Source organism: Aeromonas sp. Prich7-2, from assembly GCF_017939255.1.
Taxonomy (GTDB): Bacteria; Pseudomonadota; Gammaproteobacteria; order Enterobacterales; family Aeromonadaceae; genus Aeromonas; species Aeromonas caviae.
Window position 1 is genome coordinate 1 of the sequence record NZ_JAGKRI010000013.1, and the last position, 15,658, is coordinate 15,658.

At 59.8% G+C, this 15,658-nt stretch carries 10 protein-coding genes and 1 pseudogene; 6 read left to right on the forward strand and 5 right to left on the reverse strand.

Features of this window, described 5'->3' with window-relative positions:
* Both J9892_RS03595 and J9892_RS03600 read left to right on the forward strand, forming a co-directional pair.
* Positions 1-124: pseudogene (locus tag J9892_RS03595) on the forward strand (IS630 family transposase); the annotation flags it as partial.
* Positions 125-216: 92 nt separating this feature from the next.
* Positions 217-1,860 carry a mechanosensitive ion channel domain-containing protein gene (locus J9892_RS03600; RefSeq protein WP_029314351.1) on the forward strand — a complete coding sequence of 548 codons (1,644 nt, stop codon included), beginning with the start codon at positions 217-219 and terminating at the stop codon, positions 1,858-1,860.
* A gap of 62 nt (positions 1,861-1,922) precedes the next feature.
* Here the strand turns inward: J9892_RS03600 and J9892_RS03605 are convergent, their stop codons facing one another.
* The 5 genes from J9892_RS03605 to adhE all read right to left on the reverse strand — a co-directional run bounded on the left by J9892_RS03605 (position 1,923) and on the right by adhE (position 10,255).
* Positions 1,923-3,344 (reverse strand): carbon starvation protein A, encoded by a 1,422-nt coding sequence (locus J9892_RS03605; protein ID WP_171865464.1) that lies wholly within the window; start codon positions 3,342-3,344, stop codon positions 1,923-1,925.
* A gap of 144 nt (positions 3,345-3,488) precedes the next feature.
* Positions 3,489-4,193 carry a two-component system response regulator BtsR gene (gene btsR, locus J9892_RS03610; RefSeq protein WP_039038988.1) on the reverse strand — a complete coding sequence of 235 codons (705 nt, stop codon included), beginning with the start codon at positions 4,191-4,193 and terminating at the stop codon, positions 3,489-3,491.
* A complete protein-coding gene (locus tag J9892_RS03615; protein WP_210537992.1) occupies positions 4,190-5,881 on the reverse strand; it encodes a sensor histidine kinase in 1,692 nt (563 codons plus the stop codon). The genes btsR and J9892_RS03615 overlap by 4 nt, the downstream gene beginning before the upstream one ends.
* Positions 5,882-6,233: 352 nt before the next feature.
* Entirely contained in the window at positions 6,234-7,469 is a 1,236-nt protein-coding gene (locus J9892_RS03620; RefSeq protein ID WP_210537993.1) for an HD-GYP domain-containing protein, read from the reverse strand.
* A 110-nt stretch (positions 7,470-7,579) separates the two neighbouring features.
* A complete protein-coding gene (gene adhE / locus J9892_RS03625; protein WP_042017218.1) occupies positions 7,580-10,255 on the reverse strand; it encodes a bifunctional acetaldehyde-CoA/alcohol dehydrogenase in 2,676 nt (891 codons plus the stop codon).
* Positions 10,256-11,088: 833 nt separating this feature from the next.
* On the opposite strand from adhE, the gene J9892_RS03630 reads away from it, so the two are divergent.
* The 4 genes from J9892_RS03630 (at position 11,089) to oppC (ending at position 15,568) form a co-directional block, all read left to right on the forward strand.
* On the forward strand, positions 11,089-11,724 hold the full coding sequence (locus tag J9892_RS03630; RefSeq protein WP_010674328.1) for a YchE family NAAT transporter: 636 nt from the start codon (positions 11,089-11,091) through the stop codon (positions 11,722-11,724).
* A 280-nt stretch (positions 11,725-12,004) separates the two neighbouring features.
* Entirely contained in the window at positions 12,005-13,624 is a 1,620-nt protein-coding gene (locus tag J9892_RS03635; RefSeq protein WP_128272867.1) for an ABC transporter substrate-binding protein, read from the forward strand.
* 97 nt (positions 13,625-13,721) lie between these two features.
* Positions 13,722-14,642 carry an oligopeptide ABC transporter permease OppB gene (gene oppB / locus J9892_RS03640; RefSeq protein ID WP_010674330.1) on the forward strand — a complete coding sequence of 307 codons (921 nt, stop codon included), beginning with the start codon at positions 13,722-13,724 and terminating at the stop codon, positions 14,640-14,642.
* Positions 14,643-14,656: 14 nt separating this feature from the next.
* Complete coding sequence (gene oppC, locus J9892_RS03645; protein WP_010674331.1) at positions 14,657-15,568, forward strand: oligopeptide ABC transporter permease OppC; 912 nt, start codon at positions 14,657-14,659, stop codon at positions 15,566-15,568.
* The last annotated feature ends 90 nt before the right edge of the window (positions 15,569-15,658 follow it).

Sequence of the window (15,658 nt, forward strand, 5' to 3'; positions counted from 1 at the left end):
ACATGAAACCATCACGCGCAATCATCAATGCAGAGGAATGGCCAGCCTGCTGGCCCGAGTGAAACACTTCATGGATACCGTGTCTCCTTTCCCGGGGAATGGCTATGGTACAGCGAAGGTGTAGCACTATTGGGATCAGTTATTTAACACAAAATTGATTTGGTTAGATAAAATCAAGCAGCAATGGATGCCCGGGCAAGGTGAGAGGTGAACCTGATGAACGAATGGTGCAGTGGCAAAGGATGGCGGCTTGGCCTGTTGCTGATCTGCCTGTTGTGGTCCCGCCTCGGCTGGACCGCCGAACCCAGAATGGAGCCCAATGAGCAGGAGTTGGCACAGACCCTGGTCCTGCTTCATGAACCCATCGTCATGCTGACGGCTAAATATGGCAACCTGGATGGGGCGGCCAGGGTACGGCTGGCCCATGAGCGAGTTCAGCGGATGGAGCCAAGCGACCTCATGACGCCTGTGGCCGTGACGAAAGGCAGTCGACACGGCCAGGAGAGCCGGGAGTTTCTGGTCAATGGCAAGCGCATTCTGGTGCTGCTGGAAGGGGACCTTGATGAATTCGACGAGCTGACCCTGGATCAGGCGGCCGAACGTGTCCTGCATCGGCTCGACGGCGTGCGCATCAAGTATCTCGAGCTGCACTCGACCCCCTATTTGCTCAGAGCCGTCGGCTTGGCGGTGGTGGTCAGCCTGATCTTCTTCGGCCTCATCTGGCTGTTGCAGCGGGGGCATCGGCGAGTCAGAAAGTGGCTGGCCAACCGCCTGTTGCTGCAGAAGGGGCTGGTCCCCCACTCCTGGCGCCAGGTCACCGGGAATGTCGAGGTCCGCTTGCTCGGCCTCATCACGCTGCTGCTCATCTTCATGCTCACCTATGGCTGGCTGACCTATGTGCTCGGCCTGTTCCCCCAGACCCGGGCCTGGAGCTATCAGCTTGGGGAATCCCTGTTTGCCCTGTGTGGCGACATGCTGGAGGGCATGATTGCCGCCATGCCCGGTCTGGTAACCGTGCTGCTTATCGTGGTCATCACCCGTTTCTTCATCAAGATGCTGGCCATCCTCTTCGACCGCATCGAGCGTGGCCAGTTTCGGGTGCAGGGTTTGCACGCCGAGACCATAGGCGCCACCCGGCGACTGCTGTCAGTGGTGATCTGGCTGTTTGCCCTGACCGTGGCCTACCCCTATCTGCCGGGTGCGGATTCCGATGCCTTCAAGGGGATCAGCGTCTTCTTCGGTCTGATGGTGACACTGGGATCGGCCGGTATCATGAACCATGCCATGAGCGGCCTGGTGCTCATTTACTCCCGCGCACTGCGGCCAGGGGATCTGGTGCAGATCGGCGAGGTGGAGGGGATGGTGAGCGAGCTCAATGCCCTCTCGACCAAGCTGGTGACGCGCCAGGATCACGAGGTCACGCTGCCCAATGCAGTGGTGGTGGGGGGCAAGGTGGTGAACCTGACACGGCTGGCGGGCGAGAAGGGGGTGGCCCTGTTGACCAAGGTGACCATCGGTTATGACACCCCCTGGCGTCAGGTACATGCCATGCTGGAGCTGGCCGCGCGGCGCTGCACCCGGCTCAATCAGGATGAAGCTCCCCTGGTGCGGCAGTTGCATCTGCAGGATTGGTATGTGGAGTACGAGTTGCAGGTGAGGATGAAGGCAAGCGAACTCCCTGCGGTGGTCAAGACGGAGCTCCATGGCCATATTCAGGATGTCTTCAACGAGTTCGGGGTGCAGATCATGTCCCCCAACTTCATTGCCCAGCCGGAACAGGCTGTGCTGGTGGCCAGGGAGCAGTGGTATCAGGCGCCGGCCCGGGCGCCCGATTCCGCCGAGCCCCCCGCCAGAGAGTGACCACAAAAAGCAGAGGCCCGGCAGCAATGCCGGGCCTCTTGTCATGAAGAGAAGCTGATGCCTCAGCTCTCCTTGGCCTCTCTCAGTTGGGAGGGCCTGAATTTTACCAGGAAGGCGAGGGTGATGAGGGCGGTGCTCACCAGACCGATGATGGTGGAAACATTCATCTCGAGGCCGAAACCGATGGGGGCGTTGGCCAGGTAGGTGATGACCACTGCGGTCATGAAGATGGCGGGAATGGTGCATACCCAGTGCAGCTTGCCTTCCTTGATGAGGTAGGCGGCTGCAGCCCACAGCATGATGACGGCGGTGGTCTGGTTGGCCCAGCCGAAGTAGCGCCAGATCACCCCGAACTCGGCTTTGGAGATGATGAAGCCAAGGATGAACATGGGGATGGCGATGAGCAGACGCTTGGCCATGGGCTTCTGGGTCAGGTTCAGGAAGTCCGCCACGATGAGGCGGGCGCTGCGAAACGCGGTGTCACCGGAGGTGATGGGTAGGATCACCACACCGAGGATTGCCAGGATGCCGCCCACGGTACCGAGCAGGCTGGTGGAGACTTCGTGCACCACGGCAGAGGGGCCGCCGCTGGCCAGGGTGGCGTTGAGTGCCTCGGTGCTGTCGTAGAAGGAGAGACCCAGGGTGCACCAGATGAGGGCGATGACCCCTTCCCCTATCATGGCGCCGTAGAAGATGAAGCGACCGGAGCTCTCGTTCTGCATGCAGCGCGCCATCAGCGGGGACTGGGTGGCGTGGAAACCGGAGACGGCACCACAGGCGATGGTGATGAACAGCAGCGGCCAGAGCGGCAGGTCCGTCGGGTGCAGGTTGGAGAAGTCCATCCCGGTGTTGTAGAAGCCCTTGCCGGAGACGATGAGGCCGATGATGAGGCCGACGGACATGAAGACCAGCAGCGCGCCGAAGATGGGGTAGAAGCGACCGATGATCTTGTCGATGGGGACGATGGTCGCGAGGATGTAGTAGGCGAAGATGGCCGCAATCCAGTAGACCAGATCGGTGGAGGTGAGGTTGGCGAGCAGGCCCGCCGGGCTCAGGACAAAGACCACGCCCACCAGCATCAGGAGCACCACGGCAAAGAGGTTCATGAAGTGCTTGGCGGCGGTGCCGAGGTGCTCACCGACCACGGTCGGCACCGAGGCGCCCCTGGCGCGTACCGACAGCATGCCGGAGAAGTAGTCGTGGACCGCACCGGCGAAGATGCAGCCAAAGACGATCCAGAGCATGGCGACCGGACCATAGAGGGCACCCAGGATGGGGCCGAAGATGGGGCCGACGCCTGCGATGTTGAGCAGTTGAACCAGGTAGACCTTCTTGTCCGACATGGGGACATAGTCCACCCCGTCCGCCATGGTGATGGCGGGGGTCTTCAACTCGGGTTTGGGCCCGAATATCCGTTCGATGAATTTGCCGTATATGAAGTAGCCGGCTATCAACAAGCCGACACAGAGGAAGAACCAGATCATTGCTACGCTCCTGCTTTGTTATTTTTTGGTGTGCGCAGCCAGTGTAGGGGGGGACTTCTGTTAACGGCAGGTGAAAGAGGGTGAGCGGCGACATGGCGACCCGAGCGGTTGCCCGCTGTGATCCGGCGCACATCGCGCACCGTTTTATTCCAGTCCCAGCTCGTCTTTGAGCTCCTTGAGGTAGCGGCGGCTGACCGGTACCCGGGCCCCGCTCGGGGTCACGATCTCCGCCAGCTGATTCTCCAGCAACCGGATTTCGAAGATGGCGGTCGGGGCTACCAGATACTGGCGGTGGCAGCGCAGCAACGGGGTCTTCTCCTCCAGGGACTTGAGGGTGAGCTGGGTGTGAAACAGCTCGCCCTGGCAGGCGACATGGACGCCGCCGAGATCGGAGAAGGCGTACTCCACCTGGGAGGTTGGGAGCAGCCGTACCCGGTTGTGCAGGTATCCGGGGATATGGTGGATGGTCGGGGCCAGGGTCCCGACCGGTTGCGGGGTGATGTCCTGCCTGAGCCGCGCCAGGGTCTTGGCGAGGCGCGCCGGCTCCACTGGCTTGAGCAGGTAGTCGAAGGCGTTCTCCTCGAACGCCTGGATGGCGTAGTCGTCGAACGCGGTGACAAAGACGATGCGGGGCAGGGGATCGAGCATGGCCACCAGCTCCATGCCGCTGAGCTTGGGCATCTGGATATCGAGAAACACCACATCCGGCTTGAGTTGCTGGATGAGGCCGAGCGCCTCGATGGCGTTGCCCGCCATGCCCAGGATCTCGATGTCGGGATCGCTGGCCAGCAGCTCTGCCAGCTCCTCGCGGGCATAGGGCTCGTCATCGACGATCAGGGTGCGGATCATGTCATCTCCTTGGCGGTGGTGCGGGGTTGTCGTGGGAGCGTCAGGGAGACCCGGGTCCATTGCTCTGGCTCCCACTGGACGTCAATGCCATAGCGCTCGCCAAAGGCGCTCTTGAGGCGCTTGTCCACCAGGCTCATCCCCAGACCATCCCCCTGGCCGGATGGTTGCCAGGCCCCGGCGTTGTCTTCGACGCAAAGGGTGATCACCTCGGGGGTCTCCCTCGCGAAGAGGCGAAGTCGCCCCTCTTCCAGCAGGGAGCAGATGCCGTGCTTGATGGCATTCTCGATGAGGGGCTGCAGGGTGAAGCTCGGCAGTTGCACCTCGGCAAGGTGGAGCGGGATCTCGTTGATGACGGTGAGCCGCTCGCCAAAGCGGGCCTGCTCTATCTCCAGGTAGGAGAGGCAGTGCTCCTGCTCCTCCCGCAGCGTGGTCAGGCCGCTCTGGCGCTTGAGGTTGTTGCGAAAGAAACGGGAGAGGTGCAGCAGCAGCTCCCGTGCCCGTCCCGGATCGCGGCGGGTAATGGCGCTGATGGTGTTGAGGGTGTTGAACAGGAAGTGGGGGTTTATCTGTGCCTGCACCAGCTTGAGCTCGGATTGCACCAGCAGGCGCTGCTGCTGCTCCAGGCGGCCTGCCAGCAACTGCTGGGACAACAGGTTGGCGATCCCTTCTCCCAGGGTGTGATTGATCTTGAGGAAGAGCCGCTTCTTGGGCTCATAGAGCTTGATGGTGCCGATCACCCCCTCGTCACCCTGCAGGGGGATCACCAGCACGGAGCCGAGCTGGCACTGGGGGGAGATGCTGCAACGATAGGGCTGGCTGTTGCCATCGGCGAACAGCACCTTGTTCTGGGCGATGGCTTGCAGGGTGATCGCCGAGGTGATGGGGGTACCCGGCTTGTGGTGATCTTCTCCGGTGCCGATGAAGGCGAGGATCTTGTCGGTGTCCGTGATGGCGACGGCGCCGACGCCGGTCTCTTCCTGAACGATATGGGCTATCTTGCCGCTGGCCTCCGGAGTGAACCCCTGGCTCATGATGCCGACGGTGCGGTTGGCGATGGTGAGCGCCTTGGCGGAGAAGACCCGGGAGAACTTTTCGTACATCCGCTGCTGGTCGCGGATCATGCTGATGAAGAGCGCCGCCCCGCAGGAGTTGGCGAGGATCATGGGGGTGGCGATGGTGCGCACCAGCAGCAGGGACTTGTCGAAGGGGGTGGCGACCAGCAGGATGATCACCATCTGCATGATCTCGGCCACGAAGGTGGTAAAGAAGGCGACCCTGGGCGCAAAGAGGTCATTGACCCTGCCTGCCCGCATCAGCCGCCAGTGCACCAGCCCCCCCAGCAAGCCTTCGCAGGTGGTGGAGATGGCGCAGGCGAGATCGGTGAACCCCCCCAGGGTATAGCGGTGCAGGCCGCCGGTCAGCCCCACCAGGAATCCAACCAGAGGGCCACCCAGCAGTCCCCCCAGTACGGCACCGACCGCCCGGGTGTTGGCGATGGCGTCATCGATGTCGAGGCCTACATAGGTTCCCAGGATGCAAAAGCAGGAGAAGATGACATAGATGAGCACCTTGTGGGGCAGCCTGACGGAGTAGTTGGCCAGGGGACGCAACAGGGGGCTTTTGGAAAAAAGGTAGGCGATGACCAGGCTGACACTCATCTGCTGGAGCAGAGAGAGGACTAGTTGCATAAAAAAGCTTCCTCAAACACCACGCCGGAGCCGGGCGTTGTCATGACGCAGGGTGAGCCTGAGCCCGTCTTGATGTGGGCTGCGGGCTGAACGCTGCGGCAGTTTGCCAGAATGGAAAAATAAAACCATATAAAATCAGCACGTTAAATTGATATTTGTGTAACCTGCGCCCGCTTGATATTGCTGATACGAGCATGAAGGTATCCACCGGATACGCCACACGGAGGTGGCATGCTCCGCCCGGCCATCGGCTGGGCGTTTTTTATCCAGCTCCAATGGTGGACGATTTCGAGGGGACCTGAGCAATTATTCAGGTTTGTCCAATGAGTTATCCCCAGCTTCTGGGGATAACTCAGAAGGCGAAATAGTAACAGACCCGCCGACCCAGACCGAAAAAGGCGCGTTGCGCGTCGTCCAGCTCTTCCTGTCTGAGGGTGGCGACGATGCTTCGCGCATCTTCCCGCAGATCGATCATGGCCACCCCTTCCGGTCGCTGCCCCTTGAGGTAGGGCAGCACCTTGGGTCTGAGGGGCATGCTGGGCTCGGTGGAGAGCACGAGGGCCAGGGCATCGTCATCCAGGCGCACCAGGGAACCCGGTGGATAGACCCCCAGCACTTTTATCAGCAACCTGACCTGGGTTTGCTCGAACTTCTTCTGGGAGAGCTTGTAGAGCTGGCCGATCACCTGGCTGGGTCCCGGCGGGTTGAGGCCGCTGCGCGGGTGAAGCAGCTCGTCATAGTGGTCCACCAGCCCGATGAGGCGGGCGAGGGGGGGGATCTTGTCGCCCTTGATCCCGAGGGGAAAACCGCTGCCATCGAGGCGTTCGTGATGCAGGTAGGCGACCTCGCGGATCCTGGGTTCGAAAGCCTGCAACTGGTTGAGCATCTCCAGTCCGTACTGGGGGTGCATGTTGAGGAAATTCTGCTCCGCCTTGCTGAGCTCCCCCCGCTTCTGGATGATCTGGCTCGGGATCCTGAGCTCGCCGATGTCGTGGAGCAGGCCCGCCAGACCGGTCTCCTCGATCTCGACGGGATTCATGCCAAGCTCCCGTGCCATCAACATGGCGATGAAGGCCACGCTCAGGCTGTGTTGCAGCAGGGTATCCGTGTTCTGGCTGCGGATGAGGTGCAGACCGAGTGGCCCCTGGTGTTCTGCCAGACGGGCGGCGGTGCTGCGCACTATCTGTGCGGTATTGGCCAAGCCTTCGTCCGGTTTGAGGTTGAGGGCGCCAAGGGCGTCGCGAAGATCTGACAGGGATTGACCGAACGCCTTGTCCGCGATGCGAAGGGAGCGCCTGAACGCCTTTTCGTCGAAGGTGGGGCCCACAGAAGAGGAGGTGGTATCCCCGGTGTCGCTCATCTCAAGAGAGGTTACGGGTTCGGCCCGCAGCAGGGGCTCGACCGGCAGATCGCTCTTGTCGGGATCCACCATCAGCAGGGTCAGGTCGAGGTGGCGGATGATGTCGAGCTGTTGCTGGTCCTTGATTTTGAAGGCGTTGAACATGAAAGGGTGGCTCGTCCATCCCGTGGGAAGATGGATGTAGTGGCCGACTCTCAACTGCTCGATGGAGGCCTGTATCAGCGCCATGGACTAGCTCTTCTGTCGAATTTGCCTATCAACAAGCTAGCAAAATTAAACAGATAGACAAACAAAAAAGCCCGCGCATGTGCGCGGGCTCTTGTCATCCGTGGCGTTTATCAGGCCTTGGATTTTTTCTTGTTGTCCACCTTGGCGTCGACCTTGGCTGCAACCGGGGCGGCAGCAGGGGCTTCCTCGATGAAGGGACGGCCGTAGTAGGTGTCCATCAGGATGGCTTTCAGCTCGGTGATCAGCGGGTAGCGCGGGTTGGCGCCGGTGCACTGGTCATCGAAGGCTTCCAGGGCCAGCTGGTCTACCTTGGCCAGGAAGTCCGCTTCGTTCACGCCGGCTTCGCGGATGGAGGCCGGGATCCCCAGGGTGGCCTTCAGCTCGTCCAGCCAGGTCAGCAGCTTCTCGATCTTGGCGGCGGTACGGTCACCGGCAGCGGTCAGGCCCAGGTGGTCAGCCACTTCGGCGTAGCGACGGCGAGCCTGCGGACGGTCGTACTGGGAGAACGCGGTCTGCTTGGTCGGGTTGTCGTTCGCGTTGTAGCGGATGACGTTGCTGATCAGCAGAGCGTTGGCCAGACCGTGGGGGATGTGGAACTCCGCACCCAGTTTGTGGGCCATGGAGTGGCACACACCCAGGAAGGCGTTGGCAAACGCGATACCGGCGATGGTGGCGGCGTTGTGCACCTTCTCGCGGGCAACCGGGTCGTTGGCGCCGTTGATGTAGCTGGAGGGCAGGTAGTCCTTCAGCAGTTTCAGGGCTTGCAGCGCCTGACCGTCGGAGTATTCGTTGGCCAGCACGGAGACATAGGCTTCCATGGCGTGGGTCACGGCGTCGATACCACCGAAGGCACACAGGGATTTGGGCATGCCCATCACCAGGTTGGCATCCACGATGGCCATGTTCGGGGTCAGCTCGTAGTCGGCCAGCGGGTACTTCATGCCGGTGGCGTCGTCGGTCACGACCGCAAACGGGGTCACTTCAGAACCGGTACCGGACGTGGTGGTGATACAGACCAGTTCGGCCTTCACGCCCATTTTCGGGAACTTGTAGATACGCTTGCGGATGTCCATGAAGCGCATGGCCAGGTCTTCGAACGCGGTGTCCGGGTGCTCGTACATGACCCACATGATCTTGGCGGCATCCATGGGTGAACCACCACCCAGGGCGACGATCACGTCCGGCTTGAAGGAGTTGGCCATCTCGGCGCCCTTGCGGACCACGGACAGGGTGGGGTCGGCTTCCACTTCGTAGAAGATCTCCACTTCCATGTTCAGCTTCTTTAGCAGGCGAACCACTTCATCGGCATAGCCGTTGTTGAACAGGAAGCGGTCGGTCACCACCATGGCGCGCTTCTTGCCTTCCAGGTCGCCCAGGGCGATCGGCAGGGAACCACGACGGAAGTAGATGGATTTCGGAAGTTTGTGCCACAGCATATTTTCTGCCCGTTTTGCGACTGTCTTCTTGTTGATCAAGTGCTTGGGACCGACGTTCTCGGAGATGGAGTTACCACTCCAGGAGCCGCAACCCAGGGTCAGGGACGGGGCCAGCGCGAAGTTGTACAGGTCACCGATACCACCCTGGGTGGAGGGGGTGTTGATGAGGATACGGGCGGTCTTCATCTTGTCGCCGAAGTACTTGATGCGGTCGGCATTGCGATCCTGGTCGGTATAGAGACCGGAGGTGTGGCCGATACCACCGATGTTGACCATGTCGCAGGCCATTTCGACGGCTTCTTCGAAGTTCTTGGCACGGAACATACCCAGCGTTGGAGAGAGTTTCTCGTGAGCGAACTCGTCTTCCGCGCAGAGTTCCAGACCTTCACCGATGAGGATCTTGGTGGTGGCAGGCACGGTCACACCGGCCATGGCGGCGATCTTGGTGGCAGGCTGGCCCACGATGTCGGCGTTCAGGGCGCCGTTGATCAGCAGCACTTTACGCACCTTGTCCGCTTCGTCCTTGGAGAGGATGTAGCCGGCGTGGGTCGCGAAACGCTCCTTGACTTGGTTGTAGATGGAGTCGACCACGATGACAGCCTGCTCGGAGGCACAGACCACGCCGTTGTCGAAGGTCTTGGACATCAGGATGGAGGCGACGGCACGCTTCACGTCGGCGGTTTCGTCGATGACGATGGGCACGTTGCCCGCACCCACGCCGATGGCGGGTTTGCCGGAGGAGTAGGCGGCCTTCACCATGCCCGGGCCACCGGTGGCCAGGATCAGGTTGATGTCGTCGTGACGCATCAGGGCGTTGGAGAGTTCGACGGAGGGTTGATCAATCCAGCCGATGATGTCTTTCGGCGCACCGGCAGCCACGGCAGCATCCAGTACCAGCTTGGCAGCGGTATTGGTGGAGTTCTTGGCGCGGGGGTGCGGGGAGAAGATGATGGCATTGCGGGTCTTCAGGGAGATGAGGGCCTTGAAGATCGCGGTGGAAGTCGGGTTGGTGGTCGGTACGATACCGCAGATGATGCCTACCGGCTCGGCGATGGTGATGGTGCCCATCTCGTCATCTTCACTGAGGATGCCGCAGGTCTTCTCATCTTTGTAGGCGTTGTAGATGTATTCGGAGGCGAAGTGGTTCTTGATAACCTTGTCTTCGATGATACCCATGCCGGATTCAGCCACGGCCATCTGGGCCAGGGGGATACGGGCGTTGCTGGCGGCCAGAGCGGCGGCGCGGAAGACCTTGTCTACCTGCTCTTGCGAGAAGCTGGCGAATTGACGCTGTGCTTCTTTGACGCGGGCAACCAGTGCATCCAGTTCAGCCAAATTGGTTACTGCCATGTTTATCTCCTGATGATTTGAAAACTGTTTAGTAAGACCTTGGCAATGCCCGGCAATTATAGCCACCTTGTCAAGGCGAGAATCACCATAACGGGGTATTTACATGCCTTAGTAAACTGTTTTCTGGCTCGATTATAGGGTCGGGATGTGTCAGAAAAGATTGATCTGGATCATATGTAACAAAAGAACAAAAGAAATTTTGTTTCACCCCTTGTCGCACCACTATGTTATGGGAGTGTGTCATCCTTTCTTGGCATCACGAGCTGCTGTCATGCGCCCTTGGAATATCTGCTCAGGGAAGGGGATCCGATGAATTCTCGCCTTGACCGGGATGGGGGGAGGCGGTATCGCCGTGATGGTGGCAGAACGTCCACTCCCCTGACGTTTCATTTATGTTGAGATAAGGGGTTGTTGTTTTCATCCAGTCGCCCTGGCGAAACAGCACATCTGGCGGTGGCAGGGAGCGCGTCACCTCTTCACAGCCGGCCCCACTGGCGCCGCACCAGGGTGAGAAAGGCCAAAATCGGGGTCACAGGAGCGGGTGGGGGCGGCAAGCAGGCGTGGTAAGAAGCAAGGGTGCCATTTGCCGAAAATATCGTTTCTTGGCTGAGGGTTGATATAACGCGCTGCCATGGCACCCGGCGATGTTAATGGCGGCCTCTCTCCCTTAACAACCCGATATGTTGAATTTTGTCGATACATTAGCGGAACTAACTAAAAAGCCCCGGTAAGGGTGAGATTATTTGATTGGAGAAGGGAAAAGCCATGGTGTAAATTTACGCGCAGTTTGGGGGTTGGCCCCTTGTGGCTCGTATTGGTTCTGGATGGCGCCTATGGCAGCAATAGACTTCTCTTTATACCTGAAATTTTTCGTCGGCCTGTTTGCGATCATCAACCCGTTGGGTCTGTTGCCGGTCTTTGTGAGCCTGACGGGCCACATGTCGCCGGAGGAGCGACGCAAGACCAACACCACCGCCCACATTGCCGTGATGATCATCCTGATGGTCTCCATGTGCATGGGACAGCTCATCCTCGACAGTTTCGGCATCTCCCTGGCGTCGTTTCGTATTGCCGGTGGCTCGCTGATCACCCTGATCGCCTGGTCGATGCTGCAGGGCAAGCTGGGGGAGGTGAAGCACAACAAGCAGGAGAAGGGTGAACTGGCTGCGCGTGAATCCATTGCCGTGGTGCCCTTGGCACTGCCGCTGATGGCCGGACCCGGTGCTATCTCCTCTTCCATTGTCTATGCCAGCCAGAAGACCCTGCCCCAGATGGCCGGCATGTTCGTGGTGGTGGTGGCGTTTGCCTGCTGTTCCTGGCTCATCTTCCGCGCCGCTCCCCTGCTGTTCAAGCTGATGGGCAACACCGGCATCAACGTGGTGACCCGTATCATGGGTCTCATCATGATGTCCCTTGGCATCGAGATCATCGTGGCGGGCATCAAGGGAGTCTTCCCCGGTCTGGTGTGAGCCAGGTCCGTTTTTGTCGGAGCCGGTCCTTGTGACCGGCTTTTTATTGTTTCTTTTTTGTTGGTCATTTCCTAGAATCGAGCGGCCTTGTACGAAAAATGACCGCTACGGGATATTTAAATGCTGAATAAATGGTTTTAAGTTGTTTTTTTGACCATGAAAGCGGCCTGTTCCTGATGATATCTATTGCATTATCAGAATTGTCAGGGAATTATGCGGGCAGCGAGGTGTTTGTCTCGTGGATAACAAATGCATGGAATGTTCTTGTTGGAGTATGGAAATGACTCATAGAAAAACAATTATTAATACCCTTTTATTGACTGCACTTTTCGGTGGCGCCACCCTGGCTCACGCCGCCGATGTCCCCGCCGGCACCAAGCTTGCTCCCGAGCAAACCCTGGTGAAAGGCAATGGTTCCGAACCCGCCACCCTGGATCCCCAGAAAGTGGAAGGTACCCCCGAATCCAACGTATTGCGTGACCTGTTCGAAGGTCTCGTCTCCTCCGGCCCCAAGGGTGAGACCCTGCCCGGCGTCGCCGAGTCCTGGGAAACCAAGGACAACAAACATTACGTGTTCCACCTGCGCAAGGATGCCAAGTGGTCCAACGGGGATCCCGTCACCGCTCATGACTTCGTCTTTGCCTTCCAGCGCGCGGTGGATCCCAAGACGGCCTCTCCCTACTCCTGGTACATGGAGATCCCGACCATCATCAATGCCTCCGACATCATCGCGGGCAAGAAGCCGGCCGACACTCTGGGCGTGAAGGCGGTGGACGATCACACCTTCGAGGTGCAGCTGGAGAAGGCGGTGCCTTACTTCGTCAGCATGCTCTCCCACACCACCACCTATCCGGTCCCGAAGAAGGTGATCGAGAAGTTCGGTGACAAGTGGACCCAGCCCGGCAACATGGTATCCAACGGCGCCTACGTGCTGAAGGACTGGGTGGTCAACGAGCGCGTCGACGTCGAACGCAACCCCAACTACTGGAACAACGGCAAGACCGTCATCAACAAGGTGACCTACCTGCCCATCCAGTCCACCAACGCCGAGCTGAACCGCTATCTGGCTGGCGAAGTGGATCTGACCTACAACATGCCCATCGAACGCTTCAAGCAGATGAAGAAAGAGCTGCCGGACGAAGTGAAGGTGAGCGGCTATGTGGGCACCTACTACTACACCTTCAACACCAAGCGCAAACCTTATGACGACGTGCGGGTGCGTACTGCACTCACCTACGCCATCGATCGCGACGTGATCGCCGACAAGGTGATGGGCAAGGGTGAGACCCCGGGTTATGCCCTGGTGCCCGACTTCGTGGACGGCTTCAAGCCGGTGGCACCATCCTGGTCCAAGCTGACCCAGGCAGAGCGCGATGCCAAGGCGAAAGAGCTGCTGACCGAAGCCGGTTACGGCCCGGGCAACCCGCTCAAGTTCGAGCTGCTCTACAACACCGACGACAACCACAAAAAGGTGGCCGTGGCCGTCGCCTCCATGTGGAAGAAGCTCGGCGTGCAGGTGAGCCTGGTGAACCAGGAGTGGAAGACCTATCTGGAGACGCTCAAGCAAGGCCAGTTTGATGTGGCCCGTCGTGGTTGGATTGCCGACTACAACGAAGCCTCCTCCATGCTGGATCTGATGCAGACCACTCACGGCAACAACGACGGCAAATACTCCAACCCGACGTTCGACAAGCTGATGAGCGAGTCCCGCAACCAGGTGGATGCCGAGGCGCGCAACAAGCTCTATGTCCAGGCCGAAGAGATCCTGGCCAAGGACATGCCGATCGCCCCCATCTATCAGTACGTGACCTCCCGCATGGTCAAGCCCTACGTGGGCGGCTACCCGGCCAACCCGCTGGACAACATCTACAGCAAAGACATGTACATCGTTGCTCACTGAGTAAAGAAACAAGTCGCATAACAAGCAGGGCCCGCCAGACGGCGGGCCTTTATTACAACCGCGACCCTTTGGAAGCAGTACAGGACAGGAAATGTCTATGTTGAAATTCATCCTTAAACGTCTACTGGAAGCGATCCCGACTCTGCTGGTCTTGATCACCGTCTCCTTCTTCATGATGCGCTTCGCCCCGGGTAACCCCTTTACCAGCGAACGCGCCCTGCCGCCGGAAGTCCTGGCCAACATCGAAGCCAAATATGGCCTGGACAAGCCCATCGGCATGCAATACCTCACTTACCTCGGCAACCTGGTCCAGGGGGATCTGGGGCCTTCCTTCAAATACAAGGACTTCACCGTCAATGATCTGGTGAGCCAGGCCCTGCCTGTCTCCGCCAAGATAGGCTCGGTCGCCTTCCTGCTGGCAGTGACCCTGGGGGTCACCTTCGGCACCATTGCGGCCCTGAAACAGAACACCCTCATCGACTACCTGTTGATGTCGTCGGCCATGGCCGGGGTGGTGATACCCGGCTTCGTGCTGGCACCGCTGCTGGTGCTCTTCTTCAGTATCTATCTGGGCTGGTTCCCGGCGGGAGGCTGGCAGGGGGGCGGCGCCCAGTTCATGGTACTGCCGGTGTTCGGCATGATGATGTACTACATCTCGGCCATCTCCCGCATCATGCGCGGCAGCATGATCGAGACCATGAACTCCAACTTCATCCGTACCGCCCGCGCCAAGGGGCTGCCCCTGCGCCACATCATCCTCAAGCACGCGCTGCGCCCGGCCATGCTGCCGGTGGTCTCCTACCTGGGACCGGCCTTCGTGGGCATCATCACCGGCTCCGTGGTCATCGAGACCATCTTCGGCCTGCCGGGGATTGGCCAGCTGTTCGTCAACGGTGCCCTCAACCGTGATTACTCCATGGTGCTCGGTCTGACCATTCTGGTCGGCGCCCTCACCATCACCTTTAACGCCGTGGTCGATATTCTCTATGCCGTCATCGATCCCAAGATCCGTTACTAAGCCGGGAGTTCATCATGGTAGTCACAACTGAAAAGCGCGAAGCCGTCGAGGCGTTCGCCCAGAAAGTGGAAGTGGTGGAAGGACGCTCCCTGTGGAAGGATGCCCGTCGCCGTTTCCTGCGCAACAAGGCGGCCCTGACCAGCCTCATCATCCTGACCATCATCGGTCTGGCGGTGATCGTGGGGCCACATCTGTCCCAATACACCTTCGATGACCCAGACTGGGGGGCCATGCAGAGTGCCCCGGACATGGAGACCGGCCACTGGTTCGGCACCGACAGCCTGGGGCGCGACCTGTTCGTGCGTACCCTGCTCGGCGGACGCATCTCCCTGATGGTCGGCATCATGGGGGCCCTGGTGGCCGTCATCATCGGCACCCTCTACGGCGCCGCGTCCGGCTTTATCGGTGGTCGCGTCGACAGCCTGATGATGCGGGTGCTTGAGATCCTCAACGCCTTCCCCTTCATGTTCTTCGTGATCATGCTGGTGACCTTCTTCGGTCGCAATCTGGCCCTCATCTTCCTCGCCATCGGCGCGGTGAGCTGGCTCGACATGGCGCGGATCGTGCGCGGCCAGACCCTGAGTCTCAAGAGCAAGGAGTTCATCGAGGCGGCCCACGTCTGCGGCGTCTCCAAGTGGAAGATCATCACCCGTCATATCGTGCCCAACGTGCTCGGCATAGTGGCGGTTTACGCCACCCTGCTGGTGCCGGGGATGATCATGTTCGAATCCTTCCTGAGCTTCCTGGGTCTGGGCGTGCAAGAGCCCATGACCAGCTGGGGCGCCCTGCTGGATGAAGGCTCCAAGTCGATGGAAGTGGCCATCTGGCAACTCCTGTTCCCCGCCGGTTTCATGGTGGTGACCCTGTTCTGCTTCAACTTCCTCGGGGATGGTCTGCGTGATGCCCTGGATCCCAAGGATCGCTGATACCCAGGGACCGGCAAGACGCCAAGGGGCCATCAGACCCGTTCAGGGAACGCACCGCGTTCACCACGGGCAGGCCCCCATCACGACAGC

What these genes read in the sequence shown, in the direction of transcription:
- J9892_RS03600 (WP_029314351.1), top strand. Translation starts at nt 217, where the DNA reads ATGAACGAATGGTGCAGTGGCAAAGGATGGCGGCTTGGCCTGTTGCTG.
- J9892_RS03605 (WP_171865464.1), bottom strand. Translation starts at nt 3,344, where the DNA reads ATGATCTGGTTCTTCCTCTGTGTCGGCTTGTTGATAGCCGGCTACTTC.
- btsR (WP_039038988.1), bottom strand. Translation starts at nt 4,193, where the DNA reads ATGATCCGCACCCTGATCGTCGATGACGAGCCCTATGCCCGCGAGGAG.
- J9892_RS03615 (WP_210537992.1), bottom strand. Translation starts at nt 5,881, where the DNA reads ATGCAACTAGTCCTCTCTCTGCTCCAGCAGATGAGTGTCAGCCTGGTC.
- J9892_RS03620 (WP_210537993.1), bottom strand. Translation starts at nt 7,469, where the DNA reads ATGGCGCTGATACAGGCCTCCATCGAGCAGTTGAGAGTCGGCCACTAC.
- adhE (WP_042017218.1), bottom strand. Translation starts at nt 10,255, where the DNA reads ATGGCAGTAACCAATTTGGCTGAACTGGATGCACTGGTTGCCCGCGTC.
- J9892_RS03630 (WP_010674328.1), top strand. Translation starts at nt 11,089, where the DNA reads ATGGCAGCAATAGACTTCTCTTTATACCTGAAATTTTTCGTCGGCCTG.
- J9892_RS03635 (WP_128272867.1), top strand. Translation starts at nt 12,005, where the DNA reads ATGACTCATAGAAAAACAATTATTAATACCCTTTTATTGACTGCACTT.
- oppB (WP_010674330.1), top strand. Translation starts at nt 13,722, where the DNA reads ATGTTGAAATTCATCCTTAAACGTCTACTGGAAGCGATCCCGACTCTG.
- oppC (WP_010674331.1), top strand. Translation starts at nt 14,657, where the DNA reads ATGGTAGTCACAACTGAAAAGCGCGAAGCCGTCGAGGCGTTCGCCCAG.